This window comes from Streptomyces sp. 8L, from assembly GCF_020176795.1.
Taxonomy (GTDB): Bacteria; Actinomycetota; Actinomycetes; order Streptomycetales; family Streptomycetaceae; genus Streptomyces.
This window is the reverse complement of record NZ_JAIUKE010000164.1, coordinates 1-25,862: the sequence shown is the minus strand read 5'-3', so window position 1 is coordinate 25,862 and position 25,862 is coordinate 1. Positions and strand designations below refer to the sequence as shown.

Annotated in this window: 26 protein-coding genes and 1 pseudogene; 11 read left to right on the top strand and 16 right to left on the bottom strand. The window is 73.2% G+C overall.

Features of this window, described 5'->3' with window-relative positions; translation table 11 throughout:
* Positions 1-205 (bottom strand): creatininase family protein (locus LCE31_RS15540; protein WP_263631883.1); only part of this gene is annotated, 205 nt, incomplete at its 3' end.
* A gap of 57 nt (positions 206-262) precedes the next feature.
* Between LCE31_RS15540 and LCE31_RS15535 the strand changes: the two genes are divergently transcribed.
* On the top strand, positions 263-1,219 hold the full coding sequence (locus LCE31_RS15535) for an ROK family protein (protein WP_225014849.1): 957 nt from the start codon (positions 263-265) through the stop codon (positions 1,217-1,219).
* 151 nt (positions 1,220-1,370) lie between these two features.
* Here LCE31_RS15535 and LCE31_RS15530 read toward each other — a convergent pair whose 3' ends face one another.
* The 5 genes from LCE31_RS15530 to LCE31_RS15510 are packed head-to-tail and all read right to left on the bottom strand — an operon-like array spanning position 1,371 to position 6,601.
* Positions 1,371-2,285, bottom strand: a complete 915-nt coding sequence (locus LCE31_RS15530; RefSeq protein ID WP_225014848.1) for an ATP-binding cassette domain-containing protein — start codon at positions 2,283-2,285, stop codon at positions 1,371-1,373.
* Positions 2,282-3,121, bottom strand: a complete 840-nt coding sequence (locus LCE31_RS15525) for an ATP-binding cassette domain-containing protein (protein WP_225014847.1) — start codon at positions 3,119-3,121, stop codon at positions 2,282-2,284. The genes LCE31_RS15530 and LCE31_RS15525 overlap by 4 nt, the downstream gene beginning before the upstream one ends.
* On the bottom strand, positions 3,118-4,035 hold the full coding sequence (locus tag LCE31_RS15520; protein ID WP_225014846.1) for an ABC transporter permease: 918 nt from the start codon (positions 4,033-4,035) through the stop codon (positions 3,118-3,120). Before LCE31_RS15520 ends, LCE31_RS15525 begins: the two co-directional genes overlap by 4 nt.
* On the bottom strand, positions 4,032-5,033 hold the full coding sequence (locus LCE31_RS15515; RefSeq protein ID WP_225014845.1) for an ABC transporter permease: 1,002 nt from the start codon (positions 5,031-5,033) through the stop codon (positions 4,032-4,034). The genes LCE31_RS15520 and LCE31_RS15515 overlap by 4 nt, the downstream gene beginning before the upstream one ends.
* Positions 5,030-6,601 (bottom strand): ABC transporter substrate-binding protein, encoded by a 1,572-nt coding sequence (locus tag LCE31_RS15510; protein ID WP_225014844.1) that lies wholly within the window; start codon positions 6,599-6,601, stop codon positions 5,030-5,032. The genes LCE31_RS15515 and LCE31_RS15510 overlap by 4 nt, the downstream gene beginning before the upstream one ends.
* Before the next feature lie 54 nt (positions 6,602-6,655).
* Here LCE31_RS15510 and LCE31_RS15505 point away from each other — a divergent pair, with 54 nt between their 5' ends.
* The 8 genes from LCE31_RS15505 (at position 6,656) to LCE31_RS15470 (ending at position 14,377) form a co-directional block, all read left to right on the top strand.
* Positions 6,656-7,474, top strand: coding sequence for an IclR family transcriptional regulator (locus tag LCE31_RS15505; protein WP_225014843.1), 819 nt, complete (start codon positions 6,656-6,658; stop codon positions 7,472-7,474).
* Positions 7,471-8,562 carry a serine hydrolase domain-containing protein gene (locus LCE31_RS15500; RefSeq protein WP_225014842.1) on the top strand — a complete coding sequence of 364 codons (1,092 nt, stop codon included), beginning with the start codon at positions 7,471-7,473 and terminating at the stop codon, positions 8,560-8,562. Before LCE31_RS15505 ends, LCE31_RS15500 begins: the two co-directional genes overlap by 4 nt.
* 306 nt (positions 8,563-8,868) lie before the next feature.
* Positions 8,869-9,954 (top strand): S1 family peptidase, encoded by a 1,086-nt coding sequence (locus LCE31_RS15495; protein WP_225014841.1) that lies wholly within the window; start codon positions 8,869-8,871, stop codon positions 9,952-9,954.
* Positions 9,955-10,176: 222 nt separating this feature from the next.
* Complete coding sequence (locus tag LCE31_RS15490) at positions 10,177-10,365, top strand: hypothetical protein (RefSeq protein ID WP_225014840.1); 189 nt, start codon at positions 10,177-10,179, stop codon at positions 10,363-10,365.
* Between the two features lie 10 nt (positions 10,366-10,375).
* The gene (locus LCE31_RS15485) at positions 10,376-11,170 is read left to right on the top strand and encodes a hypothetical protein (RefSeq protein ID WP_225014839.1); all 795 of its coding nucleotides are present in this window, start codon (positions 10,376-10,378) and stop codon (positions 11,168-11,170) included.
* Positions 11,167-12,126, top strand: a complete 960-nt coding sequence (locus LCE31_RS15480) for a DUF6895 family protein (protein ID WP_225014838.1) — start codon at positions 11,167-11,169, stop codon at positions 12,124-12,126. Before LCE31_RS15485 ends, LCE31_RS15480 begins: the two co-directional genes overlap by 4 nt.
* Positions 12,123-13,220, top strand: coding sequence for a DUF6895 family protein (locus LCE31_RS15475; protein ID WP_225014837.1), 1,098 nt, complete (start codon positions 12,123-12,125; stop codon positions 13,218-13,220). The genes LCE31_RS15480 and LCE31_RS15475 overlap by 4 nt, the downstream gene beginning before the upstream one ends.
* Positions 13,217-14,377, top strand: a complete 1,161-nt coding sequence (locus tag LCE31_RS15470; protein ID WP_225014836.1) for a serine hydrolase domain-containing protein — start codon at positions 13,217-13,219, stop codon at positions 14,375-14,377. Before LCE31_RS15475 ends, LCE31_RS15470 begins: the two co-directional genes overlap by 4 nt.
* 67 nt (positions 14,378-14,444) lie before the next feature.
* On the opposite strand, the gene LCE31_RS15465 is transcribed toward LCE31_RS15470, so the two are convergent.
* Positions 14,445-15,284 (bottom strand): SAM-dependent methyltransferase, encoded by an 840-nt coding sequence (locus LCE31_RS15465; RefSeq protein WP_225014835.1) that lies wholly within the window; start codon positions 15,282-15,284, stop codon positions 14,445-14,447.
* Between the two features lie 127 nt (positions 15,285-15,411).
* Positions 15,412-15,993 (bottom strand): ATP-binding protein, encoded by a 582-nt coding sequence (locus LCE31_RS15460; RefSeq protein WP_225014834.1) that lies wholly within the window; start codon positions 15,991-15,993, stop codon positions 15,412-15,414.
* Positions 15,994-16,187: 194 nt separating this feature from the next.
* Here LCE31_RS15460 and LCE31_RS15455 point away from each other — a divergent pair, with 194 nt between their 5' ends.
* The gene (locus LCE31_RS15455; protein WP_225014833.1) at positions 16,188-16,424 is read left to right on the top strand and encodes a DUF397 domain-containing protein; all 237 of its coding nucleotides are present in this window, start codon (positions 16,188-16,190) and stop codon (positions 16,422-16,424) included.
* 222 nt (positions 16,425-16,646) lie between these two features.
* Positions 16,647-17,561: a DUF5753 domain-containing protein gene (locus LCE31_RS15450; protein WP_225014832.1), complete on the top strand. Its 915-nt coding sequence runs from the start codon at positions 16,647-16,649 to the stop codon at positions 17,559-17,561.
* A 250-nt stretch (positions 17,562-17,811) separates the two neighbouring features.
* On the opposite strand, the gene LCE31_RS15445 is transcribed toward LCE31_RS15450, so the two are convergent.
* The 8 genes and pseudogenes from LCE31_RS15445 to LCE31_RS15410 all read right to left on the bottom strand — a co-directional run.
* Entirely contained in the window at positions 17,812-19,392 is a 1,581-nt protein-coding gene (locus tag LCE31_RS15445) for a discoidin domain-containing protein (RefSeq protein ID WP_225014831.1), read from the bottom strand.
* Positions 19,389-19,961 carry a phage tail protein gene (locus LCE31_RS15440; protein WP_225014830.1) on the bottom strand — a complete coding sequence of 191 codons (573 nt, stop codon included), beginning with the start codon at positions 19,959-19,961 and terminating at the stop codon, positions 19,389-19,391. Before LCE31_RS15440 ends, LCE31_RS15445 begins: the two co-directional genes overlap by 4 nt.
* Positions 19,958-21,916: a putative baseplate assembly protein gene (locus LCE31_RS15435; RefSeq protein ID WP_225014829.1), complete on the bottom strand. Its 1,959-nt coding sequence runs from the start codon at positions 21,914-21,916 to the stop codon at positions 19,958-19,960. Before LCE31_RS15435 ends, LCE31_RS15440 begins: the two co-directional genes overlap by 4 nt.
* Positions 21,916-22,362, bottom strand: coding sequence for a GPW/gp25 family protein (locus LCE31_RS15430; RefSeq protein ID WP_225014828.1), 447 nt, complete (start codon positions 22,360-22,362; stop codon positions 21,916-21,918). Before LCE31_RS15430 ends, LCE31_RS15435 begins: the two co-directional genes overlap by 1 nt.
* Positions 22,362-24,260 carry a VgrG-related protein gene (locus LCE31_RS15425; RefSeq protein WP_225014827.1) on the bottom strand — a complete coding sequence of 633 codons (1,899 nt, stop codon included), beginning with the start codon at positions 24,258-24,260 and terminating at the stop codon, positions 22,362-22,364. The genes LCE31_RS15430 and LCE31_RS15425 overlap by 1 nt, the downstream gene beginning before the upstream one ends.
* Positions 24,260-25,003, bottom strand: coding sequence for a CIS tube protein (locus LCE31_RS15420; RefSeq protein WP_225014851.1), 744 nt, complete (start codon positions 25,001-25,003; stop codon positions 24,260-24,262). The genes LCE31_RS15425 and LCE31_RS15420 overlap by 1 nt, the downstream gene beginning before the upstream one ends.
* A 16-nt stretch (positions 25,004-25,019) precedes the next feature.
* On the bottom strand, positions 25,020-25,457 hold the full coding sequence (locus LCE31_RS15415) for a phage tail protein (protein WP_225014826.1): 438 nt from the start codon (positions 25,455-25,457) through the stop codon (positions 25,020-25,022).
* A 76-nt stretch (positions 25,458-25,533) separates the two neighbouring features.
* A pseudogene (locus tag LCE31_RS15410) lies at positions 25,534-25,862 on the bottom strand (hypothetical protein); the annotation flags it as partial.

Here is a 25,862-nt window from a genome sequence, read left to right as displayed (position 1 = left end):
CCCGGCCCCCCCCCCCGCGCGCGGGCCCCCCCCCCCCCCGGGGCCCCCCGGGGGGGGGCCGGGCGCGGTCCACGACGGCCTCCACCAGGAGGGCGTCGGTGCCGAGCGGCAGATGGGCTGCGTGCTGCTCCTGCGACCCGATGGGCAGGAGGGTGACACCGGCTGCTCCCGCGGCGCGGGCCTCGCGCCAGGGCAGCTCGGACATATTTCGTTGACTCACAGTGCTGTCTCCAGGAAACGCTGACGTGGCAGAGTTCGCCGCATGGCGCAGAGAACTACGCGGTTGCGGTTGGTCGAGCCCCGGGTCGAGGCGCCGGCCTCCCCGCCGGCGCGGACGCTGGGCGCCGTGGAACTGGTGCCCGGCCGGGTGCGGGCGGCGGTGCTGAGCATGTCCGGGCGCGTGCTGGAGCGGGCGGAGGCGGCGTACCCGCCAAACGCGCCGGGCCGGGAGGCGGTGGACATGGCCCTGGCGGAGGCGGCGCGGGTGTTCGCGGCGCGCACGCCGGCCGGGATCGGGGTCGCGGCGGCCGGCATCGTGGACCCGGCGGCCGGTCTGATCGTCGAGGTCAACGACGTACCGGCGCTGCACGGGTATCCGGTCAAGGACCGCCTCGGCGCGCTCAGCGGCGTGCCGGTGCGGGTGGAGCACCGGGCCCGCCTCCAGGTGCTCGGCGACCGGTGGTTCGGTCCCGGCCGGGGCCGGCGGACGTTCGCCTCGGTGTCCACGGGCGAGGTCCTTGGCGTCGGCATCCTGTACGAGGGCGAGGTGCTGGCCCCCCAGGGCGGGCGCAGCGGCGCGCACATGACGGTGACGGCCGGTGACGAGCGCTGCACGTGCGGGAACACCGGCTGCTGGAAGACGGTGGCGACGACGCGCTGGCTCAGGGCGCGGGCCGCGGCGCTCGGCCTCGGCGCCGGCGCGGGGCTGCGCTCGCTGGTGGCGCGCGACGACGACCGGGCGCGGGCGCTGGTGGCGGAGTACGCGGAGAACCTGGTGCTGGGTCTTGTGAACGTCCAGCAGCTCTTCGCGCCCGGCCTCTTCGTCCTGCACGGGGAGGCCAGGGAGGGCGGCGAGCACTTCCGCTCGCTGCTGGAGGGGCGGCTGCGCCGGGACGTCGCGGCGTCCGGCGCGGAGCGGCCGACGGTGGTGGTCGCCGACGCGGCGGTGGACGACATCGCGCTGCTGGGCGGCGCGGGGCTGGTGCTGTCCCACCTGTAGCCGGGACGGGCCGGCCGGGCGGAGGCGCGCGCCCCGGCCGCATCCGTGCGCCACGCCGCGTCCGTGCGCCAGGCCGCGTCCGCCCTCCGCGCCGCCTCCGAGCGCCGCGCCGCAGGCGGGGTTCCGCGCAGGGCAGGTGCTCCCGGGTGGCTCACCGGGTCACCGTGCCGCTCGCGCCCCCGGCCGCCGCGCGCCGCTGCCTGGCCCGGCGCGGGTCCGGGTCCGGGACCGCGTCGAGCAGTTCGCGGGTGTACGGGTCGCGGGGCGAGCCGAACACGGACGCCGCGTCCCCCACCTCGACCAGGCGGCCCGCGCGCATCACGGCGACCCGGTCGGCGACCTGCGCTACGACGGCGAGGTTGTGCGAGACGAACACATAGGTGAGGCCGTGCTCGCGCTGGAGCGCGGCGAGCAGGTCGAGGACGGCCGCCTGGACCGACACGTCGAGCGCGCTGGTCGGCTCGTCCAGGACGACGAGGCGGGGCGAGAGCGCGAGGGCGCGGGCGATGGAGATGCGCTGGCGCTGTCCGCCGGAGAACTCGTGCGGGTAGCGGTCGCGGATGCCCGCGTCGAGGCCCACCGACTCCAGGAGTTCGCCGACCCGTTCCCGCAGGCGGGCGGGTGCGCCGCCGCGCCGGCCGCGCATCGCCGGGTCGTGGGTGACGAGCGGCTCGGCGACGATGTCGGCGATCCGCAGCCGGGGGTTCATGCTGGAGTACGGGTCCTGGAGTACGACCTGCATCTGGCGCCGTACGCCGCGCAGTTCACCCGGCGTCAGGCCGGCGAGGTCGCGCCCGTCGAAGGACACGGTGCCCGCGGTGGGTTCGGTCAGCCGCAGCAGCAGCCGGGTCAGTGTGGTCTTGCCGCAGCCCGACTCGCCCACCAGGGCGAGCGTCTCGCCCTCGTGGACGCTCAGCGACACACCGTCCACGGCGGCTACTCCGCCGCCGCGCCGTCCGCCGCCGAACTCCTTGCGCAGGCCGCTGAGTTCCAGCAGCGGGGTGCCGCCCCTTGCCGCGGCGCCGCTCCCTTCCGCGATGCCGCTCCCTTCCACCACACCGCTCATGCCGTCCGCTCCAATCGCGGCGTCGCGGCGAGCAACGCCCGTGTGTACGGGTCCGCGGGACGTTCGAAGACGTCGAGGACGTCGCCGGTCTCGACGACCTCCCCGCGGTTCATGACGACGACCCGGTCCGCGGTCTGGGCGACCACCCCGAGGTCGTGCGTGATCAGCACCACCGCCATGCCGTGCCGGGCCTGCAACTCGACCAGCAGGTCCAGGATCTGGCGCTGCACGGTGACGTCGAGCGCCGTCGTCGGCTCGTCCGCGATGAGCACCTTCGGGCGGCTCACCAGGGCGGCGGCGATCATCACGCGCTGCCGCAGGCCGCCGGAGAGCTCGTGCGGGTACTGGCGATAGCGGCGGGCCGGGTCGGGGATGCCGACCTCGTCGAGCGCGGCCAGGGCCTCCTCGCGGGCCTCGGCCCGGGAGGCGCCCCTGTGGTGCCGCAGCACCTCGGCGACCTGCGTGCCGACCCGTTGCAGCGGATCGAGGCTGGTCATCGGGTCCTGGAAGACCATGGAGACCGCGCCGCCCCTGATCCGGCCGAGGCGCTTCTCGCCGCAGGTGAGCAGGTCCTCTCCGGCGAAGAGGACCCGGCCGCCCGCGTACACGCAGGGCGGTTCGGGGTTGAGGCGCAGCACGGACAGCGCACTCGCGGTCTTGCCGCTGCCGGACTCCCCCACCACGGCGAGCGTCTCGCCCGCCGCGACCTGCCAGCTGACACCGCGTACGGCGTGCACGACGGCGGAGTCGAGGCGGAAGTCGACGCTGAGGTCCTCGACGGACAGCACGGGCTCCCGGCCGGCCGCAGGACCGGGCGTTGCTCGGGGTGTGGTCATCGGCGGTACGCCTTCGGGTCAGCGACGTCCCGCAGGGCGTCTCCAGTGATGTTGACGGCGAGCGAGGTGAGCATCAGCGCGACGCCGGGGAAGACGGCGACCCACCACGACGTGCCGAGGTAGAGCTGTCCGTCGGCGAGCATGGAGCCCCAGGTGACGGTCTCCTTCGGCACGCCGAGGCCGAGGTAGCTCAGCGACGCCTCGGCGACGATGGCCGCCGCGATGTGCAGCGTGCCGATGGTGGCCAGCGGCGCCATGACGTTGGGCAGCAGGTGCCTGCGCATGATCGCGGGCCCGGTGGCGCCGATGGCCCGCGCCTCGGTGACGAAGTCGCGCGAGCGCAGCGACAGCACCTCGGACCGTACGACACGGGCGTACGACACCCAGCCGGTGAAGCCCAGCACGAGGATCACGTACCACAGGCCCGAGCCGAGGAAGCCGACGATGGCCAGCGCCAGCAGGATGGCGGGGAAGGCGAGCTGGACGTCGGCGAGGCGCATCAGCACCTTGTCGACCCAGCCGCCGAGGAAGCCGGAGGCCAGGCCGACGAGGGTGCCGACCACCCCGGCGAGGAGCGCGGCGCTGGCGCCGACGAGGAGCGAGACCCGGGTGCCGTAGATGACGCGGGAGAGCATGTCGCGGCCGAGCTGGTCGGTGCCCAGCAGGTGTGCGCTGCTGCCGCCGTGCTCCCAGGCGGGCGGCCTCAGCCGCATCAGCAGGTCCTGCGTGTTGGGGTCGTCCGGCGCGATCAGCGGCGCGAACAGGGCCGCGATCAGCATGATCGCGAGGACGGCGAGTGCGGCGACCGCCAGCTTGTTGCGCAGCAGGGTGCGTACGGCGACGGCCCGGGTGGAGCGCTGCCGGGCCGCGCCGGGCGGTGCCTCGGTGGTGGCGGTGGGGGATGTGACGGTCATCGGGACGCCCTCACCCTCGGGTCGAGGAGGCTGTAGGAGAGGTCGACGAGCAGGTTCACCACGACGAACACGGCGGCGAAGAACATGACGGTGGCCTGCACGAGCGGGAAGTCGCGGTTGGAGATGGCCTCGATGGTCAGCTGTCCCACGCCGGGCCAGGAGAAGACCTGTTCGGTGAGGATGGCGCCGCCGAGCAGGCTGCCGACCTCCAGGCCGACGACGGTGACGACGGGCAGGGACGCGTTGCGCAGCCCGTGCACGAAGACGGTCTTGAGCGGCCCGAACCCCTTGGCGCGCGCGGTGCGGATGTGGTCGGAGGAGAGCACGTCGATCAGCGAGGACCGCAGCAGGCGGGCCACGACGGCGACGGAGTACACGGCGAGGGTCACCGACGGCAGGACGAGGTTGGCGAAGGTGCCGTACCCGGAGGCGGGCAGCGCGTGCAGGCCGACGGCGAAGACCAGGATGAGCAGGATGCCGACCCAGAACGGCGGGGTGGACTGGCCGAGCAGCACGCCGGCCATCACGCCCCGGTCGGAGGCGCGGCCCCGGCGCATCGCGGCGAAGATGCCCGCGGGCACGGCGACCACCAGGGTCACCACGATGGCTCCCGCGGCGAGTTCGAGGGTCGCGGGCAGCCGGTCGGCGAGGACGTGGCTGACGGGCTCGTTGTAGAAGAGGGAGGTGCCGAAGTCGAGGCGGGGCAGGCCCCACAGGTAGTCCAGGTACTGCGTGATCAGCGGCCGGTTCAGGCCGAGGCTCGCGCGCAGGGTGGCTTCCTGGTGGGCGCTCGCGTCGGGCGGCAGCAGCAGTTTGACCGGGTCGCCCGAGAGCCGTACGAGGAAGAACGAGACGGTGGCGGTGCACAGCAGGACGAGCAGCGCGGTGCCGAGGCGGGTGAGTACGAGGCGGGCCACCCGGCCGCCGTCGCCGCGCCGGGCGCCGGAGCCCTCCCGCGTTTTGGGCGAGGGGTTTTGACGGAGCGTCAGGTCGGTCATCGGGAGACCTCCGCGCTCGCCATGGCGAGGACGCCCGCGGGTCCCGGCCTCCAGTGCGGCCGGTGGTTGCGGGCGAAGATGTTGTCGATCTGGTAGAGGGAGACGAAGGGCGCCTCGTCCAGCATCAGCCGCTGGAGGTCGGAGAAGGCGCGCCGGCGCTTGTCCGGTTCCACGGCCAGCTCCTCGATGTCGACGAGCCGGTCGGCCTCCTTGCTGTGCCAGCGGCTCTGCCTGCGGTCGCTGCGTACGTTCGACTGGATCATGCTCTCGCCGTCCAGGGTCCATACGGTGCTCGCGGCCAGGTACATGGGGCCGAGAGCGCCGTGGTCGTTCGAGGTCAGCCGGTCCGCGTAGGTGCCGGGGTCGAGGAGCTCGACCTTGGCGTCGATCCCCGCGCGCGCCAGCAGGCCGGAGAGGGCCTCCGCGACGTTGGAGTCGATGTTGGAGGCGGTGAGGCTGGTGGAGAAGCCGTGCGGGTATCCGGCCTCCGCGAGCAGTTTGCGGGCGGTGGCGACGGAGCGGGTGAACGGCTTGAGGGAGGGGTCGAACCCGAAGGCGCCGCGCGGGATCATCGCGGGCACCTCGCTGGCCTTGCCGCCGAGGACGGCCTTGATGAGCAGCGGTACGTCCACGGCGTGGTTGAGCGCCTGGCGCACCCGCTTGTCGCTCAGCGGGCCCTTGTCGAGTGTGTTGAGGGAGAGGTAGGAGGTGCGGATGCCGGTGTAGCTGTCGAGGACGATCCCGGTGTATCCGTCCAACTGCTGGGCGGCGTCCGGGGTGAGGCCGGTGACGAGGTCGACACCGCCGCTCTGGAGGGCGGCGAGCGAGGACGAGGCGTTGGGCGCGGGGGTGAAGACGAGTTCGTCGGCCTTGGGGCGGCCGGCCCAGTAGGCGGGGTTCGCCCGCAGGCGCAGTTCGTGGTCGCGCTGCCAGCTGACGAAGGTGAAGGGGCCCGTGCCCACGGGGTGCTGGGCGAATCCGCTGTCGCCGACGCGGGCGAGGTAGCGGGGCGGCACGGCGACCCCGCCGAACAGCGAGACCTTCTCGGGGATGATCGGGTCGTGCAGGGAGGTGTGCAGGTCGACGGTGTGGTCGTCGACGACGGACACGCTCTTGACGTAACGCAGCTCGACGATGGGCGACTTGGTGGCCGGGTCGAGCAGCCGCTCGATGCTGAACTTGACCGCCGCCGCGTCGCAGGGCTCCCCGTTGTGGAACCTCACCCCGGGACGCAGTGTGAAGCGCCAGGTCAGCGGTGACGTGACCGTCCAGGTGAGGGCGAGCCCGGGGTGCAGCTTCCCGTCGAGGCCGCGCACGGTGAGCGTGTCGAAGATGTTCACCAGGGCGTTCATCGACGTCATGTCGCCCTGCTTCTGCGGGTCCATCGTCTTGGGGTCGCCGGTCTGGGAGAGCCGCAGGACGTTGCCGACGTCGCTCGCGGGGTCGGCGCCGCACCCCGTGAGCAGGGCGGGCGCGGCCAGAGCCGGCACGGCGAGGGCTCCGAGACGCAGCACGTCGCGGCGGGGCGGTCCGTCGCGGCGCGCCCGCCCCTGACGTATTCGTTCCATTGAACAGCACATCCGTTCCGTCAGATGGAATGCGGTTGGGTTAAGCTAAGCGACATGGGGAAACCGGTCAACACCCGCCGCACCGCACAGGAGCCCGTCAAGGGTCCGGTCGACAAGGCGATGGAGGTGCTCGAAGCCCTGGTCGAAGGGGGCGGCGGCCCACACCGCCTGGCAGAGCTCGCCCGGCGTACGGGACTGACGAAGCCGACGGTCCACCGCCATCTGCGCACCATGGCCGAGCACGGTTTCGCGCAGCCCGCCGAGGGCGGCAGCTACCGGCCAGGCCCCCGCCTGCTCGGCCTCGCGGCCGCCGCGCTGGACGCGGGCGAGGACCTGCGGCTCGCCCGCCCCGTCCTCGCCGACCTGCGGCAGCGCACCGGCCTCCTCGCGTACTACGCGGTGCGCGACGCGGGTGACGCCGTCTTCCTCGAACTGTCCGAGCCCGCCCGCGAATACCGGATGGGCACCCGCCCCGGCGGCCGGGCCCCGCTGCACCGCACCGCGGCGGGCCTCGCGATGCTCTCGGCGCTGCCCGCCGAGGAGGCGGCCGGCCTGCTGGACGCGTCCGCGCCCGCCCCGAACGAACCCCTCGCGGTCCGGGCCGCCCTGGCCGAGGCCGTGCGGCTCGGATACGCGCTGGACGACGAGTGGGAGGAGGACGACGCGCGGGCCGCGGCGGCCCCCGTGCTCGACGGGGAGGGCCGGGTGGTGGGCGCGATCGCGGTGCGGGGGCTGACGTTCGCGCTGGACGACGCGGCCGTGGAGGTCTTCGGCCCGATGGTGCGGGCGGCGGCGCGCACGGTGTCGGCGGGCCTCGGCGGACGGCCGCGCCTCGGCGTGGTGCCCACGGGACGGGACGGGGGCCGGATGTGAGCGCGCTGCGGACGATCCTCGAAGAGGCCCGCGCGGCGCGGGTGTTCTCCGGCGCCGCCTGGTCGGTGGGCACGGCGGACGCGGTGCTCGACCGCGGCTGGACGGGCACGCGCGCCCATCCCGGCGGCGGTGCGGCCGACGGCGGGCCCGGCGGTGTCCCGCTCGACGGCACCGACCTGTGGGACCTCGCCTCGGTGACGAAGCCGGTGGTGGGCCTCGCCGTGCTGGCCCTCGCCGACCGGGGCCTGCTGTCCCTCACGGACACCGTCGGCGACCACCTCCCGCGGTACGCCGCGACGGACAAGGCGCCGCTCACCGTCACGCAACTGCTCGCCCACACCTCGGGGTTGCCCGGCGGTGTGCCGATGTACCGCGACCACCCCACCCGGGAGTCCCTGCTCGCCGCGCTCGGCACCCTGCCGCTGACCGGCCCGCCGGATACCCGCGTCACGTACTCCTCGCAGGGCTTCATGCTGCTCGGCCTGATCGCCGAGGCGGCGTCCGGCACACCGCTGGACGCCCTGGTGGACGAGGCGGTGTGCGCGCCGCTCTCCCTGTCCGCGACCGGCTTCAATCCGGACGCGGCAGGCCGCGCCCGCGCCGTCGCCACCGAGGACTGCCCCTGGCGCGACCGGGTGGTCGTGGGTGAGGTGCACGACGAGAACGCGGTGGTGCTCGGCGGCGTCTGCGGCCACGCGGGCCTGTTCGCGCCGCTCGACGACATGGAACGGCTGGGCGCATCGCTGGCCGGCGGCGCCCGCGCGCTGCTGCGCCCGGACACGTACGCACGGATGACGGCCCCGCACACGGACGGCCTCGGGCTGCGCAGATGCCTCGCCTGGCAGGGCCTCGACCCGGTGGGCTCGCCGGTCGGCACCGCCTTCGGCCCGGCCTCGTACGGGCATACGGGCTTCACGGGCACCAGCCTGTGGGTCGATCCGGTGGAGGGCCTGTACGCGGTGCTGCTGACGAACCGGGTCCACCCGACCCGGTCGGGCGAGGGCATCTCCGCCGTACGCCGCGCCTTCCACGACACCGCGCACGCCGAGTACGCGCAGGAGCCGCCGGTGTCGGGGGCGCGCCGCTGAGGGGCTGCCGGAGCCGCCCGCTTCACCCGGACGGCGGGCAGGGCGGCGCGGGCGCTGCTCCCATGGAGTGCACAGCGAGCGGCGGCGGTCACCGCCCGTAGAGCGGATCGGGGGCGACGGCGCGGCGGAGCGGCCGGTTGGCGGGAACGTGCTACCCACACGTGCGAAATCGGCGCGGAACACACCTGTCGCAGGACAGGGCGGGAACTAGTCGACGCAACCGGGCGCGGACGCGACTCGGAACGTCTTGTCCGTCCCGGGTGTCCGTGCCGAACCTCCGACCCGCCTCCTTCGAAGGGCTCTGAGTTGCAGTACAGACACGCCTCCACGCGGACCGCCCGGCTGACCGGCGCCGGCGCCCTCGCACTGGCCGCCACCGCCGCCGTCCTCGCCGCCACCACTCCGGCCCTGGCCCGGCCGGCCGCCCCCGCGCCGCCGGGCCCCGAGGGCATGTCGGCCGCCTCGGCGGGCTCGCTGGCGGCCCGCTTCGACGACACTTCGCAGGGTTCGTTCTACGACTCGGCACACCGCAGGCTCGTGGTCAACGTCCTCAGCGAGTCCGCGGCCGACACCGTACGGGCCGGGGGCGCGACGCCCCGGCTGGTGTCGAACTCGCTGGCGGACCTGCGGGCCGCCGCCACCACACTGCGGACGAAGGCCACGATGGCCGGCACGTCCTGGGTCATCGACCCGAAGGCGGACAAGGTCGTGGTGACCGCGGACCGGACGGTGGACGACGACCGGCTCGCCCGCCTGAACAAGGTCGTCGACGATCTGGGCGCCCGCGCCGTCCTCGAACGCACCCCGGGCGAACTGTCGTTGTTCCTCTCGGGCGGCGACGCCATCTGGGGCTCCGACGCCCGCTGCTCGCTCGGCTTCAACGTCGTCAAGGACGGCGCCCCGTACTTCCTGACGGCGGGCCACTGCGGCAAGGCCGTCAGTTCGTGGTCGGACAAGGAGGGCGGTGCGCAGGTCGCGCAGACGGAGACGGCGACCTTCCCCACGCACGACTACTCGCTGGTCAAGTACACGGACACCAGCGTCGCGCATCCGAGCGAGGTGGACCTCTACGACGGCACGGCGCAGCCGATCACGAAGGCGGGGTCCGCGCTGGTCGGGCAGAGCGTGGAGCGCAGCGGCAGCACCACCAAGACCCACACCGGCGAGGTGACCGGCCTGGACGCCACGGTGAACTACCAGGAGGGCACGGTCAGCGGCCTCATCAAGACCTCGGTGTGCGCGGAGCCCGGCGACAGCGGCGGCCCCCTCTTCGACGGCTCCACGGCGCTGGGACTGACCTCCGGTGGCAGCGGCAACTGCACGTCGGGCGGGGAGACTTACTTCCAGCCCGTGCCCGACGCGCTGACGGCGACCGGCTCCGAGATCGGCTGACGGCGGCGGGCGGCCCCCCCCCGGGGGCCCCCCGCGCCCTGCCTGTGCGCCGCCCGGCCCGCGGCGTCGGCCGGGGTGCGGAAAGTGTGCCTGCACACTCTGATCCCTGAACTCTGCACTGTGCAGTGTTTCAGGCGTTCTTGACGCTTTTGCCCCATATGCGCGTGTGTGTTGTGATGGGTAACGCAAGCGCACTTCGTCAATCGAAAGGGGATGGTGGGGATGGCTTCCGTCGACCCCGTGACCCGAGAACTCACTGAGCTTCAGGACACGGACCTCGAAGCGGCCCTCAATCCACTCGAAGCAGGCGGCGTCTTCCGCGACTCGCGCGAATGCGCGGCACTGGCCCTGGCGGGCGGCTCGGGAGGCCTCCTGCTTTCGCCTCCGACACCGCGGCCGAAGAAGAGCTGACGGAAGTCACATGACCGAGCAGCCCGGTACCTCCACCCGCCTCGCGGGTGCGGTGCAGGACCTCGCGTTCGAGGTGGTCTCCGCTCTCAGGAGCGGGGACCACGTCGGCGGTGTGTGCGGCGGTGCGGGAATCGGGCACGACGACGGCCTGGGACTCGCGGCGGTCCGTGTGCTGGGGTCCGACGTCCTGCTGCCGAGCGTGCTGCTCGGCAGGCCCGCCGACGACAGCGACCTGACCCTGTTCCAGCAGGCCGTCACGGTCTTTCCGCCCGGCTCCGACGCGTCGGCCGTGTCGGCCTGGAGCCACTGGGCGATGACGAACACACTTCTGCGGCTCGCGGACACCACGGACGCGGTGAACACCGCGGGCACCATGGATACCGCGGACACCGCGGACGCCTTCACCCGTTCGGCCCTGTCGCCGGAGCGCGCGCCCGGAGAGCGTCCGGCGGGCGGCGGCACCGAGCCCGCCACCGACTGGCTGGACGGCGCCCCCTGGCAGACACTGGGCCACCAGCTCGCGGTGCTCGCCGCGCTTGCCGTGCCCGGCTCCGGCTCCGGGGTCGCGCGGGTCGCCGCCCGCAGGCCCCTGGACGTGGCGCGCGGCTTCGTGAGGGCCGTACGGCGGCGCGACTGGCTCCAGGCGGCCGGTACGGGCCGCTGGCTCGCCGTCGTGGACGGTGTCCCGGACACACTCGGCCTGGACGCGGGCCTCGAATTCGTGGCGCAGATGGGCGCGGGCGACGCGCGCGTCGCGCTGCACACGCATGTGGCCCAGGCCCTTCGCGCAAGGGCCGGGGTGTGACGGCGCCCGCCAGGGCCCCATCGGCGTCCGATGTGCGCGACGTCGGCGAGGCGGCCCTGCGCTGGACCTCGGAGCACCGGGCGCACTTCCGGCTCGGCGAGGACGCCCTCGCCCTGCACGGCGATGTGAACCGCACCTGGAAGCCGCTCGGCGAACTGGCCCAGGTGTGCGTGTCGGTGCGCCGGGCCACGACGCCCGGCGACCGGCTGCACACCACCGCTTCCGACCTGCTGCGGTACGCCTGGCGGCTGACGCGGGACGGCGACGTCTTCCACGACCTGCTGCGCCTTGAGCCCTTCAGTACGTACGCCGTCGAGGTGTATGCCGCCTTCGCGTCCGCCGGCCTGCGGCACACCGGGTTCGAGGACCTGGCCGCCACCACGGTCCGCACGCGCAGCTGGCGGCTGACGGAGCAGCAGCCGAACCGGCGGCTCGGTCTGCTCAACTCCGAGCGCAGGGTGGGCTTCCCGCCGCACCGGCCGGTGGCGGAGGCGCTGCGGGCGACCTGGCTCGGCGGCCTGCCCGAGCCGTGGACGTTCGAGTCGGCCTCCGGATACACCCTGACGCATGTGGTGTTCCACCTCACCGACTGGGGCGGCGACCCGGCCGGAGTCCCCGCCGACGTCGCGGCCTATCTCACCGCCTGGCTGCCTGCCTGGCTCGACTCCTGCGTGGAGGACGACCAGTGGGACCTGGCGTGCGAACTGCTCGCCGTGGCGGCCTCGTTGCCCGAGCGGCCGCGCGCGGAGACGCTGAAGGGCGCCTGGTCGGCGCTCGCCGCGGCGCAGGACGAGGCCGGCGCGCTGCCCGAGACGGGCCCCGGCGCGGTCGGCCGCGCCGTGCGGCGGGACTTCACCGCCTGCTACCACTCCACACTGATGGCCGCCTTCGCCGCCGCGCTGACGCTCGGCAGGGCGCACGGCAGCGCGCACGGCGGCAAGGGAGGCCCGGCATGACGGACGGCACACCGGCGAGCGGCACCGGGGCGGGAGCCGGCACGGTCGGCACCGGGCCCGGCACGGCGACCAATGAGCGGGCGGACACCGCGCTCGTGCACGGTGTGGGCGCGCGGGCGGTCGAGTGGCTGTACGCGCACCGCGACGACTTCCGCCTCGATCCCGACGTCGACCCCGAGACCGGTTTCCTCGAACGGTTCAAGCCGATCGGCGAACTGGCGCTGATCGGCGCGGTGCTGTTCCGGGAGGGCGTGTCCGGGTCGCGCGAGTCGGAGCTCGTACGGCGGCTGCTCGACCATGTCTGGCACGAAGGGCTGGACAGCGGGCACATGCTGGTACGGGGGCAGCTGATCGAGCCGATCTCGCCGATCCCGTTCGAGGTCTACCTCCCGTTCCGGGAGCTGGGATACGCCGACCCCGCCGTCGAGCGGGCCGTACGACTGAACCAACGGCTCGACAGCTGGGCCGCGTTCGAGGTCAAACCGGTCCGCAGGCTCGGCCTCACCGCGTTCCAGGACCGGTACGCGGCGCTGACGGCCTCTGAGCGCCCCGAGCGTCCCGAGCCTCCTGCGCGTACCGACGAGCCCGGGGCGCCGTCCCGGGCGGCGTCCCGGACGGCCGCCCTGGCGGCGGACCTGCGGCGCACCTGGCTGGCGGCGCGGCCCGAGCCGTGGACGGTCGAGGGCCACATCGCGTACGACATCACGCACACCGTCTTCCACCTCACCGAGTGGGGCCGGGACCCGGACGGCCTGCCCGAGGGCCTCGCCGACTACCTGACCGCCTGGCTGCCGGCCTGGCTGGACGACTGGCTGGACCTGGAGCGCTGGGACCTGCTGGGCGAGCTGCTGGTGGTCGACGCCTGCCTGCCGGAGGCGACGCTCGACGCCCGTGCCTGGCGGGGCTTCGCCGCGGCCCAGCAGCCGGACGGCGCGATGCCCGCGCTGCGGACCATGCCGCAGGGCGACCCCGACGGGGTCTTCGACGTGGTCTACCACCCGACGCTGGTCGCCGCCTTCGCCTCGATCCTCGCCACGTCGCGCGCCATGGCTGCACTGTCCGGCAGCGCCGCGGCGGGCGGGGCTGCGCGGTGAGCGCTCCGTACGGCACGCCGCCGCGGAACACGACCCAGGCGGCGCAGGCCCCGGCCCAGGCCCAGTTCCCGGGCCCTCCGGATGATCCGGGTGATCCGGACGGGCCTGCCGCGTCCGCCGGTCCGGCCGGCCCCGGGCCGACGGCCGCGCTGGACGCGGCGATCCGCGCGATGGACGCCCCCGACGTGGTCGTCGCGTACGCGCGCCACGGACGCCGCACCATCCGCTGCGGCGGCACGGCGCAGCCCCCGCCCACCCCGCGCGACCTGGTGCGCTACGAGGCCGGGTCGGCCTCCAAGCCGTACGCGGGGCTGCTGCTCGCCCAGTTGCTGCGGGACGGCGCGGTGAGCGCGGGCGATCCCGCGGTGGCCCACCTCGCTCCGGGACGGCGCCCGGGCCCGCACCCCATCACGCTCACGCACCTCATCACCCACACGGCGGGCCTGCCCCCGCTGCCCGCGGACTTCTACCCGGGGGCGCTGCGCGACTGGCGGGACAACCCGTACGCGCACTACCCGGCCGAGCGGGTCACCGCCGCCTTCCTGCGGGCCCGCCCCCGGCACCGGCCGGGCACCCGCTGGCGCTACTCCAACTTCGGTGTGGCCACGCTCGGGCAGGCGCTCGCCGCGGCCACATCGACGCCCTGGGAGACCCTGCTCACCGAGCAGGTCCTGGCGCCCCTCGGGCTCCGCGGTACGGCCCTCGCCCCCACGGCGCCCCGGGCCGACGGCAGTGCGGTGGACGCGACGGGGCACAGGGCGGACGGCGAGACCGTCACGCCGCCCCTGCTCATCGGCGGCTTCAAGGCCGCGGGCGCCGTCCGGGCCACCCCGGGGGACCTGCTCACCTTCGTCGAGGCGCATCTGCGGCCCGCGGACTCGCCGCTGGAGGACGCCCTGCTGTCGGTGCGGCGCCCGGTCCTGCGGCGCGGCCGGGGCCACCGGGACGTGCACAGCCTGACCTGGTTCCGGCACGAGAGCGACGGTGGCCCGGTGTACTTCCACGCCGGTGCCACCAGCGGTCAGCAGGCGTTCCTCGGCTTCGCGCCCGGCACGGACACCGCGCTGGCGGCGGTCTGTACCCGCCGCTTCCGTCTGCGGGACGCCTTCGTCGCGACCGCGTACGCGCTGCTGTGCGCGCCGCCGGATGTCGCCTGAACGAGCGAGAGCGTCCCGGCCGCGAACGGGGGCCCGGACGAGCGGCGCCCCGGGGCTCTTCCGCGCCTCAGGCGGTCTTCGCGGCGACGCCCGCCCACAGCGGGACCGCGTCGTCCGCAATCCCCGCGTCCGGATCGCCGATGTCCTGGGCCACCTGCTCGGGCCGCCAGCGCTGCGGTACGACGAGCCCCGGCTCCGCCAGCACGAGGCCGTCGAAGAACCTGGCCACCTCGTCCTTGTTCCGCGCCTTCACCGCCGTGCCGGAGGAGGCGAGCGCCGACTCCAGGCCGCTCACCCCGGTCGGGTCGATGTCGCTCGCCAGGTGCGTGATCACCAGCCTGCTGCCAGGAACCAGTTCGGCCAGCAGGCGCCGTACCACCGCGTACGGGTCCTGTGTCGCCGGCAGCCAGTGCAGGAGCAGGCACATGCTCACGGCGATGGGCCGCTCGAAGTCCAGGGTCTCGCGCAGGTGCGGCGTGGCCAGAACGCCCTCGGGATCGCCCGCGTCCGCCTCGATGTAGGCGGTGCTGCCCGCCGGGTCACTGCTGTGCAGGGCCCGTGAATGCGCGAGCACGATCGGGTCGTTGTCCACGTACACGACCCGGCTGTCGGGGGCGGCGGCCTGCGCGACCTCGTGCAGGTTGGGCGACGTCGGTATGCCCGTACCGATGTCGAGGAACTGCCGGACGCCCTCCTCGGCGGCCAGGTACCGCGTCGCGCGGTGCATGAACGAGCGGTTGATCCGCACCGCCGCCTGCGCCGCCGGGATGTTCGCGGCGACCTTCCCCGCCGCCGCCCGGTCGGGCGCGTAGTTGGTCTTGCCGCCGAGCAGCGCGTCGTAGATCCGGGCCGCGTGCGGCCGGTCGGTCTTCAGATCGACCGGTGCGCGGCGGTCGTCCCTCGTCATCCATTCCGGCGTGTCCGGCATCGCAGTCCCGTTCTCTCGCAGCCGACTATGGCCCGCACCCTAGACCGTCCGACGGGGTGTCAGGATTCCCGGGTCGCGGCGGCGGCCGGGCCCGTTCGATGGAGTGTCATGGTTCCCGGGTCGCGGCGGCGGCCGTGCCCGTCCCGCCGGCGCGGGCGGAGGCCCGGGGGCACGAGACGGCCGCCCAGACGGCCTTGCCGTCCGTGTCGGGGGTGGTCCAGCCCCACGCCTCGCTGAGGCATTCGATGATGTGCAGGCCCCGGCCCGACTGGGCGTAGTAGTCCGGCTCCCTGAGTTCGGGCACGGAGCTGCTGTGGTCGCAGACGGCGAACAGCACGGTGCCCCGCCGCTGGAGCAGCCCGAGCCAGACGGCGGACGGCTGGCCGGAGCGCGCCCCGGGGTTCGCCGCGAGCCCGTGGCGCAGGGCGTTGCTGAGGAGTTCGGAGACGATGAGGGCGGCGTTGTCGGCCAGGTGCCCGAGCGCCCAGTCCCTGAGCGCGAACCCGGTGAACCTGCGGGCCTCGCTCACCGCGCGCCCGTCGGCCGGCAGGGCTCTGGCCAGATAGCGGCCCGGAAGGATGCCCGCCTCGTCGTCGCACGGGAACGCGTCGCGCGACACCCGCCCCAGCAGGCGGCCGACCGTCCCCGCCGGCAGAGGAATGGACGGTCCGGCCGTGCGGGTTGTCATCGCGATCTCCGGGAGCAGTCACATGTCACGTGCAGGTGATCGGTGTCCACTATCCCCCCACAGAGGATGGCGCCGCAACTGCATCTGCAATTACAGTCGTTCGTGGCGCAATTGCTTCCGCAAGTGCAGCTGCAATTGCGTTCGGGGGTTCGATGTCGGGTCAGACATACGCACAAGCAACAGGAGTGGGCGGAATGCGACAGATCGAAAACGGAACGCGAGCCGATCTGATCAAGGACGTGAGCTGGACGAAGAGCCGCCACAGCGCGCCCGGCGGCAACTGTGTCGAGGTCGCCGCACTGCCGGACGGCGGCATCGCGGTCCGCAACTCCCGGCACCCGCAGGGCCCCGCGCTCGTCTACACGCGCGCCGAGCTGGCCGCGTTCGTCGCCGGTGCGAAGGACGGCGAGTTCGACGGCTTCACGGCCTGACCCGGCGAAGACCACCGGCCCTGACGCGCGGGCGGTCCCCACGCGCGCACCGTCGCGCCGCGGAAACCGTCACACCAAGTGAACACAGGCCGGGCGCCCGGCGCGGAGAGTGACATACCGTCAGTTTCCGTCGCCGGGGGCCCGCGCTCCCGCTGTACGAGGACGGGCCCCGAGTGGAAGACTGGGGGCTCCATGTCCGTGTCGTCCCGTACGGGAGTTGTCATGAGCGCCATACCGCAGCCGGGCGGCGAGCAGCCTTCGCTGAGGCGCTACCTCGACCAGCCCCGCATCGGCCCGACGGCCCTGCGTATCGTGCTGGGAGCCCGGCTGCGCCGCCTGAGGCAGGACCGCGACATCACGCGGGTGGAGGCGGGAAGGTCGATCCGGGCCTCCGACGCCAAGATCACCCGGCTGGAGCGCGGACAGGTCGGGTTCAAACAGCGGGACATCAGCGACCTGTTGACGCTCTACCGGGTCCTGGACGAGGACGAGCGCGCCGAGTACGCGGAGATGGCCCGGCAGGCCGGGATGCCCGGCTGGTGGCACCAGTACAACGATGTCCTTGAGGACTGGTTCGAGCTGCACGTCGGCCTGGAAGAGGCCGCCTCCCTGATCCGTACGTACGAGGTCCAGTTCCTGCCCGGCCTGCTCCAGACGCCGGACTACGCCCGCGTCGTCACCCGCCTCGGCTACCCGGACGCCACCGTCTCCAAGATCGACCGGCTGGTCGAACTCCGGCTGGAGCGCCAGAAGCTGCTGGACCTCCCGGAGGCGCCCAAGCTGTGGGCCGTACTGGACGAGGCCGTGCTGCGCCGCCCCTTCGGCGGGCCCGAGGTGATGCGCGCCCAGCTGTTGCACCTGATCGAGATGGCCCGACGTCCCGGCATCACACTCCAGATCGCCCCGTTCAGCGTGGGCGCGCTGGCCGCGGCGGGAACGCCCGTCACCCTCCTGCGGTTCGCGGAGCCCGACCTGCCCGACAAGGTCTACCTGGAGCAGCTCACGGGCGCCGTCTATCTGGACAAGCAGGAAGAGATCGACCAGTACTCGCTGATCATGGACCGGCTGAGTGCCGAGGCCAACCCGCCGCAGGAGACCGAGGCGTTCCTCAGATCGCTGCTCGACTCCCTGGCCTGACCTGCGCGCTGCTCTCCTGCGCGCTGCTCTCCTGCCTGCTGCTTGCTGCTTGCTGCCTGAACGCTGAAGAACGGCCCGGCCCGGGTGTACGCCCGGGCCGGGCCGTTCCGCACTTCTCGGAGCGGGGGCCTGCGGGGCCTGCGGGGCGCGCGGGCCGTCCGCGGGAACGGCCGCACCCGCACGCCCGCGCCCGGGCACCCGCACCCGAGTGCCCGATCCACAGGCGCCCGCACTCCGGGCCGTCCGTCGCTCAGCTGCCGCCCTGCGAGGGGCCGAAGAGCTCGATCTCCGCGATGGCCACCTGCTTCTTCGAGCTGATGCCGTAGGCGGTGTTCAGGATGAAGCGGACCGACGTCACGTCGTGGACCTGGAGGGACCGCTCCTGGAAGCCGGCGACCTGGTCGAGGATGATCTGCTTCGTGACGACCTTGCCGTTGTCCATGGTGACCCGCGCGTCGATCCGGTGCGGGAGCGCCGACTTGGAGAGCGTCTCGGCGTGGGCGGACTGGCCCGACGTGATGCCGACGTTCAGGATGTCGACCGGCTGGGAGAAGTCGGCCTCCACCCACTCCCCCGTCCCGGCCTCGGAGTAGCCCGGCGCCCAGTAGGTGTTGCTGAGCTTGTCGAAGACCAGGCTGGCGCCGTGGTGGGGCCACGAGTGGGACGCCCGGTAGGAGTCCGGCGCGATCGAGGCCCGCTTGGAGAAGTGGTCGCGCGCCGCCCGCCAGCCCTGGGGGACGTGGAACAGGCCCGTGACGACCAGGGCGGCCACCGCAGCCATGGCGACCCACCGGAAGATGCGCCCCAACTGCCTGCGCAGGCGCGGACGGTCACCGGCCCAGGGCTGCTCCCGGTTGTCGCGGTCGAACATCCGCCGCCACCACGACGAACGTATCGCCTCGTCCTCGCCCCCGGCCATGCGCATGGCGCACCGGGAGCAGAAGTGGCGCTCCGGCATGTTGGGCGTGCTGCACCAGGGGCAGAGAATCCCGCCCTGTATCTGTGCTTCTCCCGGCGCCCTGACCCCGGGGCGCACCGGCTCGGGCCGCCCCGGCAGGACCGGCGCGACGTACTGCGAGCGCTCCTGCTGAGCCTGGGGATCGTCGACGGGTACGAGCAGGGCCCTGGCCCGGTCCGCGGCGGACTCCCCGCCCTGCCACGGCTGTTCCCCGCCGGAGTGGTCCTGGGCGGGGTGGCCGTCCGCGCGCGGCAGCGGCTCGGTCGCCGTGGCCTCGGGGTCGTAGCCGGGGTCGAAGTCCTGGGCCGCGCCCTGGCCGTGAGCCGCGTAGCCCGGGTCGAAGTCCTGGGCCGGCGTGGAGCCGTAGGCGGGCGCGGCGTCGTAGGCGGGAGGGGTGGCGGGGCGCTGCGACGCGGCCCAGGAGGCACGGGTGTCGCGGGGGTACGCGGACTGCTGCTCGTCCGGCAGCGGCATCGGCACCGACGCCGAACCGTAGGCAGGCGAACCCGACGGCATCGGACCGGTCGGCATCGGCCCCGACGGGGCGGAGGATGACGGCATCGGCTGGGAGTACGCCGGCCCTGACGGCATCGGACCCGACGGCATCGGCCCTGACGGCATCGGCCCCGACTGCGCGCGGTCGGACGGTATCGGCCCCGACGCCACCGGATCGGCGTGGGCCGGGCTCGACGGCGCGGGTCCGGACTGCGCGGGCGGCGCCGGCGCCGGCTTCGCCGGACTCGCGCTCCAGCGCAGCACGGCGTTGCAGGTGTCGCAGAACGTCTGGCCCGGGTCCTGTGGCGTTCCGCACTGGTCGCAGGCCAGGCTCCGCCCGTCGTCCTCCTGGCCGCCGGGTGCCTGACTGGGGGTCATGTCTCGTAGGTCCTTTCCGCGGCGGTCACCTGGACCGTGTAGGGCATGTGGGCGGGGCGCGCGGCTGCCACCAGGTGATCGAGCCGGGTTTCGTCCGCGGTCGTCGGGACGGGAAGACGGATGGCGACGTGCAGGTGCGGGCGCCGGTCGCCTGGCACGGGGCCGCGGGGCCGCGCGCTCCAGGCGGCGCCGCCGCTCTCGCTGATCTCCGGCTCGACGTCGAAGGCCAGCCGTACGGCCGCCGCCAGGCCGTCGCGGGTGCCCCTGGCTCGGTGCAGGCTCACGGCGGCGGCGACCGCGGCGCGCAGCCGCGCCTCGCCCGACGGCTCGTCGTCCGGGATGCCGTCGGTCTCCGCGCCGACCCAGTCGCCGAGCCAGCGGGCGAAGTCGACCGGCGTCAGCGAGGGGGTGAAGTACGTCTCCAGGCAGTCGAGGACGTTGAGGAAGGGCGCGAGCACCTCGTCGAGCCCGCCGACGAAGCGCTGGATCAGCTCGTCGTCCGCGAAGACGGCGGGCAGCATCGTGCCGAGCGGCGAGGAGCTCGCGAGGCCGTCGACGGAGCCCCTCATGACAGGCCCTCGATCACCCGGACGTGGTGGTCGTAGGAGAACACCAGGGACGGCGGGTCGAGGTCGATCCGCTCGGTCCTGTCCCCGCGCTTGCCGGTCAGCGGGTCGGCCGGGTGCAGCAGCACCTCGTCCACCAGCTCGACCCCCGGCACGCGCTGGAGCACCGCGAAGACCTCGCCCGACTGCACGGGCCTGCCGAAGCGCCATCCGTTGCCGTCGGCCCCGCCGGTGAGCGGGTCGAGGTGGCGGTAGAGCGCGTCGTGCGCGTCGCGCCGTACGCGGTCCACGTCGGCGCCGCGGAAGGCGTGCAGCGTGGCGACGACGGTGACGCCCTGGTAGTAGGGAGGGCCCACCGAGAGGCGGGTGCCGATGAGGCGCCGCTGGTCGAGGTAGCCGGTGATCCGCTCAAGCAGCGCGTCGGCGGGGACGAGTTGCTCGAAGCGCAGCCGCCCGCCCGGGTCGGGGACGGCCCTCGGGACCACCAGGACGCGTACCGCGTACGCGCCGTGCTTCTCCTCGTCGCCTTCCAGGCAGGTGATGCGGGCGGTCTCGGGGGCGGCGTGCCGCGCGAGTTCCTCGTAGTCGCGCAGGGTCACGGCGCGGTCCTGGGCGCGCAGGGTGAGCGGGGCGCGGGCCTTGGCCTCCTCCACCGTCTCGCCGTCCACTCCGCCCTGGGCGGCCTCCCGGTTGATGACCTCGGTGACGTACGGGACCGAGTCGCGCAGCGTCCTGATGGCGCCCCTGGCGACATTGCCGGTGCGGCCGCCGCCGGTGCGGTAGCGGCGGGCCCTGAGCACGGCGCCCTTGGCCGGCACCGCGCCGTACTGGCGCAGCGTCCCGTCGGCCTCGCGCACGGCGGGGCCGAAGGCTATCTCGCCGGTGGCCGCGTCGACGGTGATGTGCCGGTCCCGGGGGCCCGAGCCGGCGAAGTGCGCCACGACGTCCCAGTCGGTCCAGCCGTCGTACTCGGCCGCCTGGAGCTGGACCGGCGGCAGGTCGCCGACGATGGGGGCGTTCGCGAGCCGCACCCGCTGGCCGGGCAGCCCGGTGGACTCGCCGAGGGCCTCGTCGTACACGGTCTCGGCGTGGACGGTGGGGGCGGTGCCGCCCACAGTGAACGCCTCGGCGGAACGCACCGTGGGCGAGGTGGTGTAGAAGGGCTGCGTGGCGGCGGGGGCGGTGACCCGGCAGCGCAGCCAGCCCGCCTCGTGCCGCCCGGCGCGGGAGAGCACGTGGCCGCCGGGCACGTGCAGCACGACATCGCCCGGCCGGTTCAGACCGCCGGTGGTGTCCCGCTCGATCTCGCACTCGGCCCAGCCGTCGGCGGTCCACGCCTCCCACACCAGCGGGGGCTGCCGGGGGTCGACACCGACACCGTCGACCCGGCTGTCGAGCCGCAGCGCGACCGCGCAGTGCGGGACCGCCGCGCTCAGGCCCAGCAGCATGCAGTCGCCCACCTGCGGGGACTCGCTGAAGCAGAGCACGTCCTTGGACTCCGCGACGTCCGCACCGCGGTCGACGACGGGCCGTCCGCTGTTCTGCACCGAGAGGTGCGCCAACGCGCTGGGCACGATGGTCAGTTCGCGCTCGGTGCTGAAGACGACGGGCTCGTCGCCGTCCGCGCGGACGGTGGCCGTCTGGGTGCCGAGGGGCACCAGGACGGGGTCCTCCTGCGGCGCCGAGAGCCAGAACGTCACATCGGTGCGCGCGGCCGACGGCGGGAAGAGTGTGATCCCGACGAGGTCGAGGAAGGCCAGATGGTTCTTCTCGGGCACCCGGTTGAGCCGGTACACGATCTGGTCTGCGAGGTGGGCGACCGTCTCCACGAGGGTGATGCCCGGGTCGGACACGTTGTGGTCGGTCCACTCCGGGGCGCGCTGCTGGATGTAGCGCTTGGCGTCGTCGACGAACTGCTGGAAGCGCCGGTCGTCGAGGTTCGGGGAGGGCAGTGCCATCAGCGGTCGCTTTCGGTGGCCGGTCCGCCGTCCTCTGACGGGGACTCGGAATCTTCGTGTGAGGGGATGACGTAGAACGGGAAGACAAGGCTACGCGGGTTGTTGGTTCCACGGATCTCGTAACGGACGTCGATGAAGAGCACTCCGGGGCTGTCGCCCGCGGTCACCTCCACCTCCCGTACCTCGATGCGCGGCTCCCAGCGGTCCAGGCTGGTGAACACCTCGTGCTGGATGCGGCCCGCGGTGGCCTCGTTGACCGGCGCGAAGACCATGTCGTGGATGGCGCAGCCGAACTCCGGGCGCATGGGGCGCTCGCCGGGGGCGGTGGCGAGCACCAGGTGCATGGCCTCCTCCACCTCGCGCTCCCCGCTCACCAGGGCGACACCGCCGGTGGGTCCGATGCGCAGCGGGAAGGACCAGCCGGAGCCGACGAATTGTTCTGGCATCAGATGACCGGCGCTCCATTGGCGAGGACGGTGGCGGGGTCCCCGGTGTTCAGCATGATCGATTCGGCGTTCGCCATGATGCTGGGCCCGGCCATGAGCTGCATCGCGAGGCCCGCCTTGATGTTCGCCTCGAGCCCGGCGGAGACACTGAGCGCGGCGCGCGCGTTGATCGACATCGCCGTCGTGGTGATGTTCATGGCGCCGCCCGACTGGAGGGTCATCTCTCCCCCGGCGTTCAGGGTCATCGCGCCGCCCGCCTTGAGGCTGAGGTCCGTGCCCGCCTCGACGGACACGGACCTGGTCCCCTTGATGCTGACCGTGCCTTTGCTGTCCACGACGATCTCGGTCTTCGTACGGTCCAGGTTGATGACGAGGTTGTTGTCACCGCTGCTCAGCCGCACTCCGTTGCGCCGTCTGCCGCTGGCCTCGCTGAGCAGGTCGAGCCGGTTGAACTTCCGGTCGGACAGCGTGTGGCGGGTCGCCTTGCCGCTGAGGCCGTCGTAGAGGTCGACGTCGTCGCGGCGCGGTTCGTCCTTGCCGTTGTAGAGGCCGCCGATGACGTACGGATGGTCCAGGGACCCCCGGTCGAAGCCGACCAGCACCTCGTCGTTGACGTCCAGCGGGATGATGCTGCCGCCGTCCACCCCGCCGTGCTGCACGACCCTGGTCCAGTCGCTGACGTAGGTCGCGTCGAGCCAGGGGAAGTTCAGCTTGACCCGGCCCTGGTTCTTCGGGTCCTTCACGTCGGTGACCTTGGCGTTGGCCAGGGACGGCAGGCGCGGCGCGGTGCTCGAACCACCGGAGGCGAGGCCGTACAGGGAACGCCACTGGCGTCCGCTGACGGTCATCAGGGTCTCGTAGGGCCTGCCCGCCGCGAAGACGTGCCGGGCGCCGGTCACCGTGTACTTGCCCTCGAAGGGCCGGCCGACGTCCTTGAGCAGCACCGGCACATCGGGGCGCAGTTTGGGGTTGCCCCGTACCGTGACCTCCAGTTCGGCGAAGGCCGAGGTCACGTCGTCGGCCAGGGATTTCGCCGCCCGCTTGACCTGCGCCATGTCGTCGTAGGGGGTGCTCGTCTCGATCAGGTCGCCGCCCTTGAACTTCCTGCGGGCCCCGCTCGGTTCGATACCGATCTTGAAGCCGGAGTTGTCGTTGGCGCTGGTCTTCGAGCTGAGCGGCTTCTTCGCGTCGACGTCCCAGCCGCGCGCCCCCGTGTTCGGGACCTGGTCGGCGGAGGTGACCGCGGCCCGGCAGCGCTTCACGTCGTGGCCCGCCTGGAGCACCATCGGGCTCTTCTCGCCGTCCGTGCCCTCGGAGGGCGCGCCGGCGGCGCTCTCGCGGCCGACGAACTGGAACCTGCCGTGCGGGTCCAGGTACATCACCTTGTCGCTGTCGTCCGCGAGCCGGGCGATGAAGTCCCAGTCGGTGACGTTGTCCTGGGTGACGAACTTGTAGGCGCTGCCCGACGCCTCGACGCTGCCCTTCGCGATCCCCGCGTCGCCGACGAGGCTGTTGACGATCGTGGTGGCGGTCATCTTGGGGTACCCGACCACCCGGCGCCTGCGCAGCAGGCGGTGGCCGTAGTCGTAGCCGCGTACGACGGTGAAGGTGCCGGTGCCGTCGTACTCCGTCTCCAGCGCGGTGACCTCGCCGGTGAGCAGCGGCTCCTGGGCCCCCTTGCCGTCGGCGACGGGCGACAGGATGATCTTGGTGCCGATCGAGATGTTCGCCAGGCCGAGCACCTTCCTGCGCTGGTCGCGGAAGTGGATCTCGAACGCGCCGGGTACCCCGGCGCCGAGGTCCACGGTGACGCCGACCAGCAACTCCGCTGCCTTCTTCGTCAGTTTGGCGCCACCGACCTTGACCTCGATGACGCTGGAAAAGGCGAGAGGCGGCATCAGGCGGTCACCTCCTCGACCGCGGGGAGGATCAGCTCGGTGCCCGGGGCGAGCCGTGCGGGGTCGTCGATCCCGTTGGCCTCGGCGATCGCGCGCCAGACGGTGGAGTCGCCGTACTCCCGCCAGGCGAGCGACTCCAGGGAGTCGCCCGCGACGAGCCGGTGCACCCGGCGGGCGGTGAGCGCGCCGGACGTCGGGTTCTGCCCCTCGGTCTCGGAGGGGATCTCGTGCAGCTGGACCTGGCAGGTGGCGCGGATCGGCATGCCCGTCGTGCCGAAAAGGGTGTACGAGGCCTCCACGGACTCGACGTAGGCGGTGAACCTGGCGGTCTTGAACGAACCCCACTGGAACACCACCCACGGGGTCGACGGCTGCTTCGCCGCGATGCTGAGGGACGTCACCTCGCAGCAGCGGAACAGCGACTCCACCATCTTCATCACGTCGTTGCTGTCCGGGTCGTCGGACCGGTCGAGGAAGACCTCGACCGTCAGCTGCCGGGGCTCGGGGCCCATGAACTCCGGGACGGTTCCGTCGCGCAGCGCGGCCGTCGGGGTGGCCTTCCACTGGGTCCGGCGGACCATGGAGAGCTGCGACGGGTTGAACTCGAAGTCGAACATCTTGATCAGCGCGCCCGGGGTGGTGCTGTATCCGAGCGGCGGCTCGTGGATCGCGAGCGTGGCGTGGACCAGGCTCCCGAAGACCTGGGCCAGACCATTGCCGGCCTTCTCGAACTTGTTGCTCATGCCTGATGCCATGGCGCTACTCCCCTTCCACATCCGTGAAGCCGTGGTGTGTGATCTCCAGGACCTCCGTGGCCACGGCGGGAGCGGCCGGGTCGAGCGTCGGGCCCTGCCAGCGCACCGGGAGTACGTCCATGAGCCCCCAGCGGGCGACGATCGAGCCGTCGGCGCGCAGCGCGGCGATCTCGGCGGTCGGCCGCTCGACCCCGGTGGTGATGGACGAGATCCAGGCGGCGACGTTCGCGGTGTCGGCGGTCAGCGGCCGGGTCAGCCGGATGGTGGAGTACGTGACGCGGGTGGGCAGGTGCCACACGAAGCCGTTGTTGCCGCCCTCCTGGCGGTGCTCGACCTCCACCTCGGAGGCCAGTCCTTCGCAGCCGTTGAAGTACCCCAGGCTCTCGCCGTCGATGGTCAGGGTGAAGAAGATCGATGATCCCGGATCGAGATCGCTGGTCATCGGGGGCGGCCTTTCGTCTGCGGTCGTGGTCTTCGCCTCGGGTCGGTGGGCTCCCGACCACCGGGGGGAGTCCGGGTCAGCGTCGTGGATCGCGCAGTTTGCCGACGCGCTCCCGGTCGAGGCGGAATTCGGTTCTCAGCATCCGCGTCAGCGGGCCGACCAACCGGTGGAGCAGCTCGTCCACCTGACTGTCGGTCAGGTGACGGGCGTCGAACTCCCCCGTGGTCTTGCGCGACGTGGCGGCCTTGCTGGAATTGCGGCCGTCCGCGGCTGCCTTGCGGCGGGCGTTCGAGGTGTTCCCGGTCTCCTGCCGCCCCCCGGGGGGCGCGGGGGGGGGGGGCGCCCCCCGCGGGGACTGCGAGGGGAACGCGGGGACGCCGGACACGGGCGGGGACTGTGTCACGG

Excerpts from the sequence above, each read along its gene's own strand:
- LCE31_RS15445 (WP_225014831.1), bottom strand. The coding sequence starts at position 19,392 with ATGACCCCCAGTCAGGCACCCGGCGGCCAGGAGGACGACGGGCGGAGC.
- LCE31_RS15520 (WP_225014846.1), bottom strand. The coding sequence starts at position 4,035 with ATGACCGTCACATCCCCCACCGCCACCACCGAGGCACCGCCCGGCGCG.
- LCE31_RS15535 (WP_225014849.1), top strand. The coding sequence starts at position 263 with ATGGCGCAGAGAACTACGCGGTTGCGGTTGGTCGAGCCCCGGGTCGAG.
- LCE31_RS15425 (WP_225014827.1), bottom strand. The coding sequence starts at position 24,260 with ATGCCGCCTCTCGCCTTTTCCAGCGTCATCGAGGTCAAGGTCGGTGGC.
- LCE31_RS15435 (WP_225014829.1), bottom strand. The coding sequence starts at position 21,916 with ATGGCACTGCCCTCCCCGAACCTCGACGACCGGCGCTTCCAGCAGTTC.
- LCE31_RS15415 (WP_225014826.1), bottom strand. The coding sequence starts at position 25,457 with ATGACCAGCGATCTCGATCCGGGATCATCGATCTTCTTCACCCTGACC.
- LCE31_RS15430 (WP_225014828.1), bottom strand. The coding sequence starts at position 22,362 with ATGCCAGAACAATTCGTCGGCTCCGGCTGGTCCTTCCCGCTGCGCATC.
- LCE31_RS15515 (WP_225014845.1), bottom strand. The coding sequence starts at position 5,033 with ATGACCGACCTGACGCTCCGTCAAAACCCCTCGCCCAAAACGCGGGAG.
- LCE31_RS15490 (WP_225014840.1), top strand. The coding sequence starts at position 10,177 with ATGGCTTCCGTCGACCCCGTGACCCGAGAACTCACTGAGCTTCAGGAC.
- LCE31_RS15485 (WP_225014839.1), top strand. The coding sequence starts at position 10,376 with ATGACCGAGCAGCCCGGTACCTCCACCCGCCTCGCGGGTGCGGTGCAG.
- LCE31_RS15465 (WP_225014835.1), bottom strand. The coding sequence starts at position 15,284 with ATGACGAGGGACGACCGCCGCGCACCGGTCGATCTGAAGACCGACCGG.
- LCE31_RS15525 (WP_225014847.1), bottom strand. The coding sequence starts at position 3,121 with ATGACCACACCCCGAGCAACGCCCGGTCCTGCGGCCGGCCGGGAGCCC.
- LCE31_RS15440 (WP_225014830.1), bottom strand. The coding sequence starts at position 19,961 with ATGAGGGGCTCCGTCGACGGCCTCGCGAGCTCCTCGCCGCTCGGCACG.
- LCE31_RS15420 (WP_225014851.1), bottom strand. The coding sequence starts at position 25,003 with ATGAGCAACAAGTTCGAGAAGGCCGGCAATGGTCTGGCCCAGGTCTTC.
- LCE31_RS15475 (WP_225014837.1), top strand. The coding sequence starts at position 12,123 with ATGACGGACGGCACACCGGCGAGCGGCACCGGGGCGGGAGCCGGCACG.
- LCE31_RS15455 (WP_225014833.1), top strand. The coding sequence starts at position 16,188 with ATGCGACAGATCGAAAACGGAACGCGAGCCGATCTGATCAAGGACGTG.
- LCE31_RS15450 (WP_225014832.1), top strand. The coding sequence starts at position 16,647 with ATGAGCGCCATACCGCAGCCGGGCGGCGAGCAGCCTTCGCTGAGGCGC.
- LCE31_RS15505 (WP_225014843.1), top strand. The coding sequence starts at position 6,656 with ATGGGGAAACCGGTCAACACCCGCCGCACCGCACAGGAGCCCGTCAAG.
- LCE31_RS15510 (WP_225014844.1), bottom strand. The coding sequence starts at position 6,601 with ATGGAACGAATACGTCAGGGGCGGGCGCGCCGCGACGGACCGCCCCGC.
- LCE31_RS15460 (WP_225014834.1), bottom strand. The coding sequence starts at position 15,993 with ATGACAACCCGCACGGCCGGACCGTCCATTCCTCTGCCGGCGGGGACG.
- LCE31_RS15530 (WP_225014848.1), bottom strand. The coding sequence starts at position 2,285 with ATGAGCGGTGTGGTGGAAGGGAGCGGCATCGCGGAAGGGAGCGGCGCC.